We start from the raw sequence: 13264 nt of genomic DNA, 5'->3' as shown, positions 1-13264 counted from the left end.
GCTATGAGCAACACCCAAGCTGCTGCTGGATCGGCGGGCACTTCACCGAGCCGAACGAACAGAAAACGCAGCAATCCCCTGGGTTGGGGCGCAGCAGCGCCTTGCAGTTGCTGCACTCGTAATAGAACTGGCAGGCGTCCGTGGGCATGGTTTCCGGCTTGGCGAAGCCGCAGCGCGGGCAAGTCAGCACGGACTCAAGGACAATGGCGCTCATCGTGACCTCACTTCTGCACTGTGGAGGGGTATCCCGCGTTCGCGGTCGCCTCAGTCAGTGCCTCGGGCTGGGCCTTATCGGGATCGTAGGTGACGGTCGCCGTCTTCTGGTCGAAATTGACCTGGACGTCACTCACGCCGGACACCTTCTCCAGCGACTTCTTGACCGTGATCGGACAGAGTCCGCACGTCATGTTCTGCACGTCGAGCGTGACGGTTTTCGGGGGAGCCGCCAGCGCCACGAAGGGCAAGGCGAAAAGCACGGCGATCAGCAGTTTGCGCATGGTTAATCTCCTTCAGTAGAACAGCGGGGCGAGCCACGGCACGGCCAATAGGCCGAGCAGCAGCACGCTGACGATCCAGAACACGAGTCGCTGTCGCACGAGCGTGCGCGGATCGGCGCAGGGTGTACCTGGCGTACAAACCTGTGGCACCAGGTAGAGCTTGCGGAATGCCAATCCCAGGAACAGTAGAGTCAACCCGATGAAGAGGGGGCGTAGTGGCTCCATCATGGTCAGAGCGCCCACCCACGTACCGCCGACACCGAGTGCCAACAGCACCAGTGGCCCGACACAGCACACCGACGCACCGATGGCGGTCAGCGAACTCGCGACCAGCGAGCCTTTCCCGGTGAGTTGCATCCCCATTCCCATCTCCTGAGCCTGATTGCCTAGGTGCTATTCTAAACTCCGTACCAAAGTACGGAATCAAGGAGAAAGTGATGGCCACAGAGCTGACCATTGGCAAGCTGGCAGACGCCGCCGGGGTGAACGTCGAGACGATCCGCTACTACCAGCGACGCGGGCTGCTGGATGAACCAGCCAAACCCTTGGGTGGCCATCGGCGCTATCCGGTGGACATGGTGAAGCGACTGCGTTTCATCAAGCGGGCTCAGGCGCTGGGTTTCACGCTCTCGGAAGTCGGTGGACTGCTGACGCTGGATGAGTCGTGCGCCTGTGCCGAAACGCGAGCACGGGCTGCACGCAAGCTCGCGTTGATCGAGCAGAAGATGGCCGACTTGGTCGTCATGCAGCAACTGTTAGGCGAACTGGTGCAGCAATGTGATGCGGGAGACGGCGGAACGATCTGCCCGATCATCGAGGCACTGATCAGAGAGTAATGCCTGGCGGGTGAGCTGGAGATCGGAAAGCCCCTTTACGGTGGGATTCAGAGCTTACGTTGGTTTTTGGTTCCATTGCTCCCCAAACCCCGTACTCGCGGCGTTAGGACGCGCTACGTGACTGAGAAAGCCAGAGTGCGGAGTCGCTCTGACCCTTCGCTCGCCAAAGGGTAGAACTGCGATCAGATCACGCTGCTTGGCCCATTGGTAGAACCTCACAATTAGGTTCAGTCGCTTATTCAGTGTGCTGGGATCTAGCTCCAGCTCACCGCTCGACCAGTCTCTATATCGCGACAGGACGCTCAGGCCATCTGCCTGACTCTCCTCATTCCAGGCCAGGCCATTAGCCTCCAGGAAGGCGAAGTAGTCGAACAGACGGCGACCATAGGCCTCCCACGTCAGAACACTGAGTGCCTCACCTGACTCGACTAGGATGTGCCATAGGAATGATTGAGCCGGTTCCACAGGCCAGCCATCTGAACCAACCAAGAGCGGGAAACCTTTGAAGGATCGACCGGCTACCGTCAGGTCTTTTGTCGCGAGCACTAACCTCATTCCACAGCCTTCAAGCCCCTATTAGTGATCTCCCATCAAGAGCCGGGACAAACCTCGATCAGGGGGGGGCGGACTGTAATGGATTAGCTAACAGTTGGCACCCTTCAGATCGTTGTTCGACAGCACGACGATAGGCGTACGCAGCAGGTCCGGGCGAAACACCCGCTCGCAACTGGCGTAGAACGAGTTGCAGTCGATCAGGGCAATTGCCGACTCAGCCTGGGGCATGGCAGCGCACGCTGTGGGTGACCACGCCCCAGATCAGTAGCTCATCCCCCTCGAGTACGTAGCGCGGCGCGTAGGCCTGGTTCTCCGCCCGCAGAACGATCTGTTCGCCTTCCTTGGCCAAGCGCTTCACCAAGGCATCGCCGTTGAGCGCAGCGATGACAATCAGGCCAGGCCGCCCCTCCATCGCCCGATTCACGATAGCCAGGTCGCCATCGAACATCCCTGCGTTGATCATGCTGTCGCCGCTGATGCGTACCAAATACATATGCGGCGCGCGGAGGTCGAGAAGCTCGTCGAGGGATATCTCGGCTTCGATGTGATCCTGCGCCGGCGAGGGAAACCCGGCCGGGACGCGGAAGGAATACAAAGGCAGGCACGCGGAGCTGCTGCTAAGTGGCCCGAGGATTGTGCAGTACATGGTACACCCGTAATAATGCTGTGTTTATATACAGTATAGGGCAAAGCAACCAGCCTACAATCAGAATGAGGAAGGCGATGACGAGCGGACGGTCATGTGCGGACGATTTGCGCAGTATCAGGGGATGGCGGATTACCTGCGGGAGCTGAACAGCAAGCAGGAGGTGATCAGCAGCTATGACAACCTGCCGATCGAGCGCTACAACGTGGCACCACATACCACCGTGCAGCTACTGCACGCGGAGGGAGGCGGCCTGACGATCGCCGCGGTGAGATGGGGGTGGGCACCGCACTGGGCGAAGAAGGGAACGATGCCAGCACCGATCAACGCCCGCGCCGAGACGGTGGCGAGCGGCAAGTTCTTCAGGCAGATATGGCCGTACCGCGCGCTGGTCGCAGCTGACGGCTGGTATGAATGGGTGAAGGACGAGACCGATCCGAAGCACAAGCAACCCTACTTCATCCGCCTGCGCAGCGGCGAGGCGATGTTCTTCGCCGCCATCGGCCAGCTCCCAGACGCCGGCAGCGAGATTCGCGAAGACGATGGGTTCGTGATCATCACCGCCGACGCCCAAGGTGGCATGTTGGATATCCATGATCGCCGGCCAGTGGTACTACCAGCGGACTTGGCCCGAGAGTGGATAGACCCGAACACAACTTCGCAGCGTGCCGAGCAGATAGTGCAGGAACTGGGCCTGCAGTCCGAGGCATTCGAGTGGTACCAGGTCAGCAAAGCGGTGGGCAACGTGAAAAACACCGGGGCAGCGCTGATTGCCACCCTTGATTCCAAGGAGTAACCCGATTGGCACTGATCGACCGGAGGCGAGATGCGCCAGTCAGCTGCGACCGGCGGGAAGCGGCCAAAAGCAGCCGTTAGCTAGGTGCTACTTCCGGCCCGAAGCATCCTATCCAAGATGATTCAAAACACCTGTGCAGCCAGTCAGAGTGAAAACGGCCAGCTCCACTCACAGCAACATGGGGCTTAAGTCTAACTATCGAGGGCTCTACGATAGCTGGACCTGTTTGCGGGTACGGCCAAGCCCGCCACTTTATCTCGGCGCAATTGGTTGGCATAGTCCAATTACTACCGCGTGACAATGGGGAAGCGTCCGTCTGGCTGATCCAGTAGGCTGAAGAAGCGCCCAAGGGCCAGGGGGTTGCCGTCGATCGACACCTGATCGGAGCTGAGCAGGGCTGCGGCGCCGGCTTGCCCACTGATTATCTGCAAGAAGAAGTCCTTACTCAGGTTGAGGCTGGCGTCGGCCTCGGCGACTTCGCCTTCATTCATACGGCGGTGATGCAGCACGGCGTTCTCGATCCACAAGTGATAGCGCGCGCCGCTGTCGGTGAAGTTGAGGTTGATACGCAGCGCGCTGTCGGCTGCCGCCGTGCCATTGAGCTTGGTGGCCATCACGTCCAGGAAGCGCTCGGGAGCGGTGTGTTTGAGCATATCGAGCATCATTACCGGAGTGAAACCCTCTTCCGGCAGGCCGTGGCGCAGCTCATAGGTGCCACTCAGGTAGAAGTTGCGCCAGGGCCCCGACTCGGCCTGATAGCCCAGTTGCTCGAAGCTGCGTGCCTGCAGATCGCGGGCGCCCTGGTTGTCCGGATCGGCATAGAGCAGATGTTTGCCCAGCTCCGCGGCCCAGCGGTAATCGCCCTCGGCATAGGCTTGCTCGGCGGCTGCCAGCAGCGGCTCACGGCCGCCGGCCAGGGCCACGTACTTGGCGGCGGCGGCCACCGGCGGCAGTGGGTCGAGGTTGGCCGGGTTGGCGTCGAACCAGCCTAGGTAGAACTGATAGATGCCGCGCACGTTGTGCTTGAGGGTTCCGTAGTAGTCGTGCACGTTCAGATGGCGGTCGAGGCTGGGCGGCAGGTGCAGTTGCTCGGCGATCTCCGGCGCGGTGAGGCCGGCATTCATCAGGCGAACAGTTTGATCGTGCAGGTAGCGGTAGGCATCACGCTGGGTGGTGAGGAAGGTCTGGATGTTGTCCTGCCCCCACACTGGCCAGTGGTGCTGGTTGAACAGCACCTCGGCGCCAGCGGCTTGCGCGCGGCTGGCGTCGATGTAGTTGGCCCACTGCAAGGCATCGCGTACCTTGGCGCCGCGTAGGGTGTACAGGTTGTGCAGGGTTTGCGAGAGTAGCTCGGCGCCGCCAAAGGCGTTCAGCTCCGGCAGGCTGAAGGTCATTTCCGCCGGGGCTTCACTCTCGGGTACGTTGTAGAAGACGAAGCGCACTCCATCCACGTCCAGCGTCTGTTCGCGGCCGTCGATCAGTTGGGTGGGCGGCAGAATGCCCATGTGCCCGAAGGCAACCGCCTTGCCCAGGCCGTTGTCTACCAGGCCCTCGGCGCTGCGCGGTAGGCGCTTGCCGTACATGAAGGTGGCACGGCGGGCCATGGCGATGCCCATCATCAGGTTTTCGCTGGTGGCCTCTTCCATAAACCCAGCCGGGGCAATCACCGGTAGCTGACGCACCTTGGCGTCTTCGGCGCTGATCACGCCGAGAGCACCGCCAAAGTGATCGACATGGCTGTGGCTGAAGATCATCGCGCTCACCGGGCGTGAGCCCAGATGTTGTGCAACGAAGTCCATAGCGAAGGCGGCGGTTTCCCGGCTGGTTAGCGGGTCGATGACAATCCAGCCGCTGTCGCCTTCGATCAGCGTCATGTTGGCTAGGTCGAAGCCGCGTAGCTGATAGATTTTGTCGCTGACTTTGAACAGCCCAACCTGGTTATTCAGCAGCGCTTGCCGCCACAGGCTGGGGTTGACGGTAGTGGGGGCCTCACCTTGGATAAACGCAAAGCTATCGAAGTCCCAGATCACTTCGCCTTCGGCATCGCGCACCTGGCCCTGAGGCGTGGCAATTAGGCCGCGGCGTGCCTGGGCTAGGCCCTCGACATGGCTCAGGTCATAGCTCTGCGCCACCTCGGCCTGGGCAGCTTGCGTGCGTGGCGTGGCGGCGCTGTGACTGGGCGCAGGGCCGTCGCTGCATGCACTGAGTAGCAACAAGGTGCTGGTTAGCATCCAGCGATAGGGCAGGTTCATCGGCGTTCTCCAGAGAGTGTCTGGTCAGAGCATGGCGTGCGATCTACTATGCGTCCAATGCAATCAAATCATTTAATTGATGAGCAAAAGACATGAATATAGAGTTCCGTCACCTGCGTCATGCCTTGGCCCTGGTCGAACATGGCAACTTTGCCCGCGCCGCAGAGGCGCTGCACCTCTCCCAGCCGGCGCTGACCCGCAGCCTGCAAGCGCTGGAAGCTCAGGTTGGCGAGCAGCTGTTTGATCGCAGCCACCGCGAAGTGACCCCCACAACGATGGGCGAACTGTTATTGCAGCATGCCCGGCAACTGCTGCTGCACGCCCAGGACTTGCAGCGTGACCTACAATTGGCGCGCGGCCTGGAGCAAGGTGAGTTGCGTGTGGGAGTAGGTCCGTTTGCCGGCGCCGCGCTTGTCGCCCCGGTGCTGGCCATTTTGAACCGCGCGCACCCCGGCGTGCATTTGGAGGTGGTGTTGGCACCCTGGCAAGAACTGCCCGCGCGTTTGCAACGCCGGGAAATAGATCTGCTGGTGGCCGACTTGCACGAGATCGAGGACGACCCCAGCTATACGATACAGGCCCTTGGTGAGCACCACACGCTGCCGATGTGCCGCGCCGGTCATCCCTTGCTTGAGCACCCCGAGCCTAGTCTGGAGATGCTGTTGAAGTATCCACTGGCCGGACCCAACCTTCCCGAGGATATTCGTGAGCAGCTGCTCAAGCGCCTACCTAGAGCCTTACAGAACACCTGGCGTGAGCAGTGGAAGCTGGCCATCACCTGCGATAGCTCGGCCATTATCAAACAGCTCCTACAGGGCTGTGAGGCGCTGGCAATATTGCCTTGGTTTATGGTGGAAGACGAACTGCGGCGCGGCGACTTACAGGCTTTACGCAGCCTTGACCCTGGCCTGCGCGGGCGTTTCGGGATTGCTCATCTGCGCGGCAGACGCCTATCACTTGCTGCGCAATGCTTTATCGAGGTGCTTCTGGCCCACGATACCACCGTGCGCCAGCGCCAAGATGCTTGGTTGGCCCGTTAGGGAAGGGCATGGCAAGGCGGTCAACCTGCAGCAGATCGTCGTCCGACGCCGGTGGCTGACTCGCCGAAGACCGATCCTTCAGTTCTTCCCGCCCAAGCGGCGCAAGGCATCTGGCTTGAAGTCTTGGCGCAGAGCCTCATGGCCGAAGCTGGCCTCGCTCGGGGTCTCATTACTCAGGCCGCTGACCAGATAACGGCGAGACTGCAGATCATGAATAGCCTCGGCGGTCATCCAGGGCACCAGGTCGTTGTAGAAGTTCAACTGGTAGGCTGCCGATACTCGCCATAGCTCACCACGGGCGTCGTAATGGTCCGCTAGGGCAATCTGCCAGGTGTCCTCATCAATGAAAAACGTGCGCTTGTCGTAAATGTGGCGCTGGCCTGCTTTGAGCTTTCCCTCTACCTCCCAGACCCGATGCCGCTCATAGCGCACGTAGTCGCTATTCAAATGCGCAGGCTGGATGATTTGTGCGTACTTCAGCCCTTTGTCGTGCAGTCGGTAGTTGTTGTAAGGAATCAACAGTTCGCGCTTGCCTTTGAGGGTCCAGTCGTAGCGATCGAACGCACCGTTGTACATATCCATGTTGTCCGATGTGGCCAGGCCATCCGAGCTGTTCTGTGGTGAGTCGTAGGCCAGTGTAGGGGCTCGCCGGACACGCCGCTGTCCGGCGTTGTAAGCCCAGGCCTGGCGTGGGGTTTGTACCTGATCCAGGGGCTCGTGAATCAGGGCGATGTTGCCGGCCTGGCGCGCCGGAGCCAGGGTCTGGCCGATGAAATAGAAGAGCAGATTGCTGTCTGGCGTGTTGTCCCGGACATTGCTGGCAAAGACCTGTGTCTGGCGGATGAGGCTGGCCTGATAGGCACCGCTGGTTTGCACCGGCATGCGGTGAACCTCGCGCTTGACCGCCCCGCCACGGTAGCGGGTGACATGGTTCCAGATAACCTCTTCGGCACGCAGGGGGACGGGGAACGGCACGCCGCTGGTGTAGCCACCCTCCAGGCCACTACCACTGGCGTTCAGTCTGATCCGGGTGGCGTTTTGCCGGCTCTGTTTCAGGATGGACTCGGGATAGGCCGCGCTGCGGTGCGAGGGATACAGTTGCAGATGGAAGCTCTGCGGGTACTGACGGAGCATGGCTTGCGTGCCTGGGCTCAGCCACTGGGCGAATTGCGCCATGTTGCCGGAGTCGATGCGCTGTAGCGGTTGCTCGGCGGCATAGGGATCGACCAGCGCTCCGCCTGAGGTCGATGGCTTGTATCCGCCGTCCCAGGCGGGGATGCTGCCGTCGGTATTGCCAGCACGTTCGGCGCCCATGGGCGTTAGTTGCTGGTCTAGCTGTGCCGCCTGTTCGGCCGAGACGGCACAGAAAGCGGGCATGCTGATCATCAGGCTTAGTGCCAGGAGTGTGTGGCGGGAGATTGGGCTATTAAGCATGGATAAGTCCTCAGAACTTGGCGCCAAGGGTGAATGAGATGAAGTCGCGGTCGGTCTGCGGATTGAAGTCGCCACCGAAGAAGTCGGTGTAACTGACGGCGGCGTTGTAGCGCTCCAGATAGTCGAAGTTCACGGCCAGTGTGACGGCCTGGCGGCCTTCGACGAATTGCGGAGCCGGAGAGGGGGCATAACCTTCGACGTCATAACGCCAGGCCAACGATGGGGTGACCACGGTGCCCGGCAGCAGGTCGTTGTAGGTCAGGTTGGCTCGGGCTGCATAGCCCCAGGACCAGGGCGTGGTATATCCCTCCCGTTGGCAGTAGTCCTGCTTCAACGCCGGGTTCTTGCAGGCAATGGCGGCACCTTCTACGCCGGAACCGTAGACGGCGTCGCGGCCATAGGCCAGGGTCTCGACCGGCTCCAGATCCGCCACGTGCACGGTGCCGACTTCGGCAATCAACAGCAGGTTATCTGCGCCCCAGATGTCGCTGAAAGTTTGCATGGCCGTCAGTTGCAGCTGGCTAACCGGTTTGCGCCGATAGCCCTGCACCTGTGTCCCATAGAGGCCGGCGGCTTTGGCCAGAATAGGGCCGCTTCCCGGGGCTTGAATGTCCAGGCCAAACAGTTCGTCGACGATGGGTGACTCGGTGTCGAGAAAGCCGCTGGCGTAGAGAAAGTCCTGACCGTTGATGGCGATCGGCTGGTTGGGCCTGTGGCTCAGCTCGCCGGACATAGAGATACCCCAGGGTCCTGAGGTGTTGAAACTGATGCCGTACAGCCGGATGTCTTCGGGGAAGGCCATCTGGTAGAGCGGCGCCTGGGCCAGCGGCTTGGCGTTGCTGCCACCATAGAGCGGGTTGTTGGTAACTCCGGGTAGGAAGAAGCCGCTGCCCGGACGCTTGGAATAGTCGGCGGTGATCGCATTGGTATAGGGCAGCCGGCTGTGATAGTTCATCACGTAGAAGGCAAGCTCGGTGCTGTTCAGCTCTTCGGCGAAGTAGTCCAGGCGCACCCCCCACTGCCCGGCATCTGCGGGGGTATCGTCGCTGATTCGCGGAATAACCATGTTGGCCCCGGCCGGCAGCAGCGGATTGACCAGCTGCATGTTCTCCTGTTGCGCTTCCGTTCGACCTGAAACGGCATACAGTGGGCCGCAGCCTGGCTGACTGGCATCCGACTGGGCGAAGAAGGTGCCGCAACCTGGCTGTACCGTGGCGCGCCATTCCAGTTGGTAAAAGGCGCTGGTCGAGAGATTCTCGCTGATGCCAAGCGACAGATTGAACAGGTTGACCGGAATCAGCGCTTCCTTGATCTCGACCCCGGGCGTGGTTAGGGCGTTGGCGTCGATCGGGTTGATCACATTGAGGCCGCCCTGGATGAAGGTGCTTTCCCCCCAGCTCAGGACCTGCTGACCGAGACGGAGATCCAGCGGCCGGTCATTGAGCTGGAATTCGCCCCAGACGTAGGCATCCATCAGTTCGGCGCCGGAAAACTTGGCCAGCGAATCGAAGCCCGAGTCGTCGAAGTCCTTGAAGCGGGCGTCGCCGTTTTCCAGCAGGTCGTCGTGCCAGAATTTGCCGCTGATCTGCAGCCCGAGGTTGTCCCGGCTAAGCGCCAGTTCGGTGGTACCTTTGACCACCCTTGATATGGTGTCTCCGGCTTTGAAGTTCATGCGCCCGTCGTTACCGTTGATGCCGGCGGCGCGTCCGTCATAGACAGTGGGCAGGAGATTCCTGTCTGGATCGCTGGTGCTGATGCTCATGCCAGTTGACAGGCTGGTGTCCCAGCGGCCGCTGATGCCGTTGTCGAGTTCGAAGGTAGCGGCGTGGCAGAGCGTGCTGTTGACGGCCAGCAGTGTAAACACAAGGGCGCCATGGCCTCTGCGTAATTGGTGCATGGTATGCCTCGGAAACTGTTTTTGTTGTTGTGAGTGCAAACGGTTGCCCCGCTTGCCGGGGGGCTTAAGATAGGCCGCGTAAGTCCCTTGTTTCTTGGCGCGCACAGCCGCGTTTTTGACAATTTCAGACAGGAATTCGGATGAGCAGTCCGCCCCACGAACTAGCCCATACGACCATTGCCACCTGGGCGCTGGCTATTCAGCGAGCGCTGCAGGGGTATGGCATCGAGGCGGTGCCGCTGATGCTGGAGGCCGGTATCGATCCCAGGGTGATTCGTGATCCAGAGCTGCGAGTTGCCGTGGTCAACATGTGGAAGCTCTGGCGGCTTTGTGTCGAACGGACCGGCGATGACTCTTTTGGTCTTCAGGTCGCTGCCAATCTCTATCCGACTCACCTCAATGCCCTGATCTTTGCGCTGCAGGCCAGCTCCACCCTGCGAGAGGCGCTCGATCGGCTGCAGCGCTATGTGCGGGTGGTCACTACCATCGCGGCAATCGAGGTGGTCGAGAGCCCTGTGGGGGTGGCATTGATACTGGGCTCTGATAGCTCCGGTTCGGCACAGCGGCCATTTTTCCCTGTTGATGCCTTCATGGGGGTGTTGTTCAGAACCTTTCGCGAGTTACTTGGAGCCAGTGCTGCCGAAGGGCTGCTCGAGGTTCGTTTGTGCCGTCCGGTACCTCACCGCTTAGAGGCTTTTGAACAGTTTTTCGGCGTGCCCGTGTACTTTGGCGCCGAGGCGAATGTCATGCTGATGGCTTCCGGCGTGCTGGATCGGGAGCTGCCGGCGGCCAACGCCATGATTGCTGGAATGAACGAGCAGTTGTTGCGCGATTATCTGGGGCGAATGCGCCACGAGCAGGTCAGCCTGCAAGTGCGCAAGGAGATCATCGCCTTGCTCAGTAGCGACAAGCTTGGGCTAGAGCACATTGCCGAGCGCCTGAACATGAGTGGCCGCAACCTGCATCGCAAGTTGGCCGAGGAGGGCACATCATTCAAAGAACTGCAGGATGAGATTCGACAGGACCTGGCGCTGCGCTATCTGGGCATGTCGGGGATGAGCCTGAACGAGATTGCATTCAATCTGGGTTTTATCGACCAGAGCAGCTTCAACCGTGCCTTCAAGCGCTGGACCGGTGGCAGTCCCGGACAGTACCGGCGCGCGCTCAGGGAGCGCCACTGAGTCAGCCGGGGCGAGAGGGCGCCCCGGCATGTTGGGCTCAGCTGCGCGCCTGGGGTTGGATGGGCGGAATGAACTGCTGCAGCGTCTTTGGATTGCGCGTCTTCTCATCGGGCAGATAGATGCGGTAGTTCAAACGGAACAACCCTTTATCAGGTGAAGGCAGCCAGTTGCTTTCGAGCCCGGTGGGGGGCTGGTGCTGGATATATAGCGTCAGTGAACCGTCCGGGTTGTAGGTCAGTCCCGGGGTCCGGTCACCGATGGAGTAGCGGTCGATGGCATTGTCCACCAGCTGGAAGTTGGTGCCGTACAGGGTGATGGACCAGAAACCCTTGTCCTGAAGCTGGGGCAGTGCATCACGCTCGAAGTGCAAGATGTAGCGCTGCTGGCCATCAAGCAACTGGCCGGTGCCATCTTCATAGGTGCTGAAGTACACCCCTTCTTCGCGGTCATGCACCATCAGACCTTCGAGCGCACCCTCTGCGCGGTTGATGAAGTGGAAGCCGTAGCTGCCCTCGTGCAGGTTGTTCCAGCGGGTCGGGTAGGGCGTGCCGCGGTACTTCACCTTCCAAGTCATCAGGTCCTGGCTGTCGGCCAGTGCACGCTTAAGGCCAGCCACCGTGGCCGGGTGCAGCCGGCTGGCATCGAAGGGCTTGCCAAGCTCGATGCCGATGCTCTGGAACATGGACACGGCAGCGCGCTGCTCCGAACGCGGTGGGTTCTCATTCAGCAGATCGACCATGCGCTCGAAGAGGGCCAGGTCGCCGCTGTATTCCTTGCGGGACATCTTCACGGTGGTCACCTTGCCAAAGCCATCGGGCTTGCCCCAATTGCTGAGCGAGGTGGTGTGCACCTGTTTCTGCAGTTCCAGCACGCGGGGCAGGTCCTGAGGATCTTCCTTGCTCACCCCGTAGCGCAGGGCGAGGGCGCCGGAGTTGGTCGACAGGCGCCGCAGTTCGACGCCTGTGGGTACTTCGCCCTGCCAGTCAGGGCCGGCGAACAGATAGTGACCGCCCTTGCCCTGGGTCGCCCGGGTGCCGATATAGGGCAGGTTCTCCAGATAGGCATCGGCGACCTGCACGCTCCAGTAGCGGTCCTGGACATCCGGCAGGCTGAGGATCACCGGATCATCCTTGAGCTCCAGCATGACGCCGCTGTAGATCGTGTCGTTGTTGGGTGTATAAGGCAGCTCATCCTGCGAGGTAGCCAGCTTGGTCATGTGGCCAATCTGGTTGATGGGGGCGCAGGGGCAGATCTGGCGCTCGGTGACGAATTTCAGCTTGCGCTCATTCAGTCGCAGCAGGCGTTCACGGTCGGTGATGGTCAGCGGCAGGCCCCAGACATAGGCCTGCAGCCCCAGTGAGTAGGCCCAGTTCTCCTGCGCACGTTCATCGCGCTGCCGGATTTCATCACGGCTGAGGCCGGCGTCGGGGTCTTTCTTCTGCAGGTCGGGGACGGCAAGGTACTGATACCCGGCGGTCAGAGCGGCGCCCACTAGAACCGTCGCCAAGAGTTTGAGTTTCATACGCATTCCCTGTTATTGAAAGTATCGGGAATACCACTCTAGGGTTGGTTGGCTGGTGGGTCTCAACTCTGGTTGCCAGTTTTTTGACCTGCGCAGACAAGCCTAAGCAAGCCACAGCGCCCAAGTCTCTCATCAAGGCAGCTGCATTGGTGAGGTTCGCGCAGCTGCAGGCTAACCGATTCAATCCTGAGCCAAGGGTCGCTTCAGACCTATTGCAACCAACTGCCATGGACGGAGACATTGTTCGGTGGCCGTCAGCTCCTGACCTTTTACGCTGCCTGCTACAGGCCGCTTTTGGCCGGTTTCGGCCCGTGGCCACCGGCAGCTATGGATTGAATCCGGCCAGTCGTGACTGGCAACAGCCGAACCATCGTGGACCACTGAGAGCTAGATGAGTGGAAGCTTCGAATCGTCACCGCCAATCAGCTACTGCCGTTTTGTTGTAATCAAAGGGGAGACTTCTTCTTTCTATGCAGAGACTTTTCGGACTGCGTGGTGGTGGCCGTCCACCACGCTCCCGGCGACCATCCAGCCGGCAAGCAGGGCGATGTGTTCGCGGTCGAGATCAGGGTAGCGCATGTCCTGCCTTGGCCTGAACGACGACCCGG

General features: G+C 60.7%; 13 protein-coding genes and 1 pseudogene. 4 read left to right on the top strand and 10 right to left on the bottom strand.

Annotated features, from left to right (window positions below):
- Position 1: 1 nt before the first annotated feature.
- The 3 genes from P5704_006585 to P5704_006575 are packed head-to-tail and all read right to left on the bottom strand — an operon-like array spanning position 2 to position 860.
- Positions 2-214 (bottom strand): GDCCVxC domain-containing (seleno)protein, encoded by a 213-nt coding sequence (locus P5704_006585; protein ID WOF80148.1) that lies wholly within the window; start codon positions 212-214, stop codon positions 2-4.
- A 7-nt stretch (positions 215-221) separates the two neighbouring features.
- Positions 222-497 carry a mercury resistance system periplasmic binding protein MerP gene (gene merP / locus P5704_006580; GenBank protein WOF80147.1) on the bottom strand — a complete coding sequence of 92 codons (276 nt, stop codon included), beginning with the start codon at positions 495-497 and terminating at the stop codon, positions 222-224.
- 12 nt (positions 498-509) lie between these two features.
- Positions 510-860 (bottom strand): mercuric transporter MerT family protein, encoded by a 351-nt coding sequence (locus tag P5704_006575; GenBank protein WOF80146.1) that lies wholly within the window; start codon positions 858-860, stop codon positions 510-512.
- 74 nt (positions 861-934) lie between these two features.
- Here P5704_006575 and merR point away from each other — a divergent pair, with 74 nt between their 5' ends.
- Positions 935-1333, top strand: a complete 399-nt coding sequence (gene merR / locus P5704_006570) for an Hg(II)-responsive transcriptional regulator (GenBank protein ID WOF80145.1) — start codon at positions 935-937, stop codon at positions 1331-1333.
- Between the two features lie 90 nt (positions 1334-1423).
- Here merR and P5704_006565 read toward each other — a convergent pair.
- From P5704_006565 to umuD, 3 genes and pseudogenes are all read right to left on the bottom strand, one after another.
- A pseudogene (locus tag P5704_006565) lies at positions 1424-1888 on the bottom strand (site-specific integrase).
- An 87-nt stretch (positions 1889-1975) separates the two neighbouring features.
- Positions 1976-2116, bottom strand: a complete 141-nt coding sequence (locus P5704_006560) for a hypothetical protein (protein ID WOF80144.1) — start codon at positions 2114-2116, stop codon at positions 1976-1978.
- Positions 2103-2534: a translesion error-prone DNA polymerase V autoproteolytic subunit gene (umuD, locus tag P5704_006555; GenBank protein WOF80143.1), complete on the bottom strand. Its 432-nt coding sequence runs from the start codon at positions 2532-2534 to the stop codon at positions 2103-2105. Before umuD ends, P5704_006560 begins: the two co-directional genes overlap by 14 nt.
- A 94-nt stretch (positions 2535-2628) precedes the next feature.
- Between umuD and P5704_006550 the strand changes: the two genes are divergently transcribed.
- Entirely contained in the window at positions 2629-3330 is a 702-nt protein-coding gene (locus P5704_006550) for an SOS response-associated peptidase family protein (GenBank protein ID WOF80142.1), read from the top strand.
- 287 nt (positions 3331-3617) lie between these two features.
- Here the strand turns inward: P5704_006550 and P5704_006545 are convergent, their stop codons facing one another.
- Positions 3618-5582, bottom strand: coding sequence for an alkyl sulfatase dimerization domain-containing protein (locus tag P5704_006545; protein ID WOF80141.1), 1965 nt, complete (start codon positions 5580-5582; stop codon positions 3618-3620).
- 92 nt (positions 5583-5674) lie between these two features.
- Here P5704_006545 and P5704_006540 point away from each other — a divergent pair, with 92 nt between their 5' ends.
- Positions 5675-6622 carry a LysR family transcriptional regulator gene (locus P5704_006540; GenBank protein ID WOF80140.1) on the top strand — a complete coding sequence of 316 codons (948 nt, stop codon included), beginning with the start codon at positions 5675-5677 and terminating at the stop codon, positions 6620-6622.
- Between the two features lie 78 nt (positions 6623-6700).
- Here P5704_006540 and P5704_006535 read toward each other — a convergent pair whose 3' ends face one another.
- Both P5704_006535 and P5704_006530 read right to left on the bottom strand, forming a co-directional pair.
- Positions 6701-8056, bottom strand: coding sequence for a DUF1329 domain-containing protein (locus P5704_006535; protein ID WOF80139.1), 1356 nt, complete (start codon positions 8054-8056; stop codon positions 6701-6703).
- 10 nt (positions 8057-8066) lie between these two features.
- Positions 8067-9920: a DUF1302 domain-containing protein gene (locus tag P5704_006530; protein ID WOF80138.1), complete on the bottom strand. Its 1854-nt coding sequence runs from the start codon at positions 9918-9920 to the stop codon at positions 8067-8069.
- A 275-nt stretch (positions 9921-10195) separates the two neighbouring features.
- On the opposite strand from P5704_006530, the gene P5704_006525 reads away from it, so the two are divergent.
- Positions 10196-11134: an AraC family transcriptional regulator gene (locus tag P5704_006525; GenBank protein ID WOF80137.1), complete on the top strand. Its 939-nt coding sequence runs from the start codon at positions 10196-10198 to the stop codon at positions 11132-11134.
- 37 nt (positions 11135-11171) lie between these two features.
- Here the strand turns inward: P5704_006525 and P5704_006520 are convergent, their stop codons facing one another.
- Positions 11172-12656: a DUF1254 domain-containing protein gene (locus P5704_006520; GenBank protein WOF80136.1), complete on the bottom strand. Its 1485-nt coding sequence runs from the start codon at positions 12654-12656 to the stop codon at positions 11172-11174.
- Positions 12657-13264 lie beyond the last annotated feature (608 nt).

It is taken from the genome of Pseudomonas sp. FeN3W, from assembly GCA_030263805.2.
In the GTDB taxonomy this organism is placed as follows: Bacteria; Pseudomonadota; Gammaproteobacteria; order Pseudomonadales; family Pseudomonadaceae; genus Stutzerimonas; species Stutzerimonas stutzeri_G.
The sequence above is the reverse complement of the archived record's forward strand: the minus strand, read 5'-3'. Positions and strand labels throughout refer to the sequence as shown.

What these genes read in the sequence shown, in the direction of transcription:
- P5704_006585 (WOF80148.1), bottom strand. Translation starts at nt 214, where the DNA reads ATGAGCGCCATTGTCCTTGAGTCCGTGCTGACTTGCCCGCGCTGCGGC.
- merP (WOF80147.1), bottom strand. Translation starts at nt 497, where the DNA reads ATGCGCAAACTGCTGATCGCCGTGCTTTTCGCCTTGCCCTTCGTGGCG.
- P5704_006575 (WOF80146.1), bottom strand. Translation starts at nt 860, where the DNA reads ATGGGGATGCAACTCACCGGGAAAGGCTCGCTGGTCGCGAGTTCGCTG.
- merR (WOF80145.1), top strand. Translation starts at nt 935, where the DNA reads ATGGCCACAGAGCTGACCATTGGCAAGCTGGCAGACGCCGCCGGGGTG.
- P5704_006560 (WOF80144.1), bottom strand. Translation starts at nt 2,116, where the DNA reads ATGCCCCAGGCTGAGTCGGCAATTGCCCTGATCGACTGCAACTCGTTC.
- umuD (WOF80143.1), bottom strand. Translation starts at nt 2,534, where the DNA reads ATGTACTGCACAATCCTCGGGCCACTTAGCAGCAGCTCCGCGTGCCTG.
- P5704_006550 (WOF80142.1), top strand. Translation starts at nt 2,629, where the DNA reads ATGTGCGGACGATTTGCGCAGTATCAGGGGATGGCGGATTACCTGCGG.
- P5704_006545 (WOF80141.1), bottom strand. Translation starts at nt 5,582, where the DNA reads ATGAACCTGCCCTATCGCTGGATGCTAACCAGCACCTTGTTGCTACTC.
- P5704_006540 (WOF80140.1), top strand. Translation starts at nt 5,675, where the DNA reads ATGAATATAGAGTTCCGTCACCTGCGTCATGCCTTGGCCCTGGTCGAA.
- P5704_006535 (WOF80139.1), bottom strand. Translation starts at nt 8,056, where the DNA reads ATGCTTAATAGCCCAATCTCCCGCCACACACTCCTGGCACTAAGCCTG.
- P5704_006525 (WOF80137.1), top strand. Translation starts at nt 10,196, where the DNA reads ATGCTGGAGGCCGGTATCGATCCCAGGGTGATTCGTGATCCAGAGCTG.
- P5704_006520 (WOF80136.1), bottom strand. Translation starts at nt 12,656, where the DNA reads ATGAAACTCAAACTCTTGGCGACGGTTCTAGTGGGCGCCGCTCTGACC.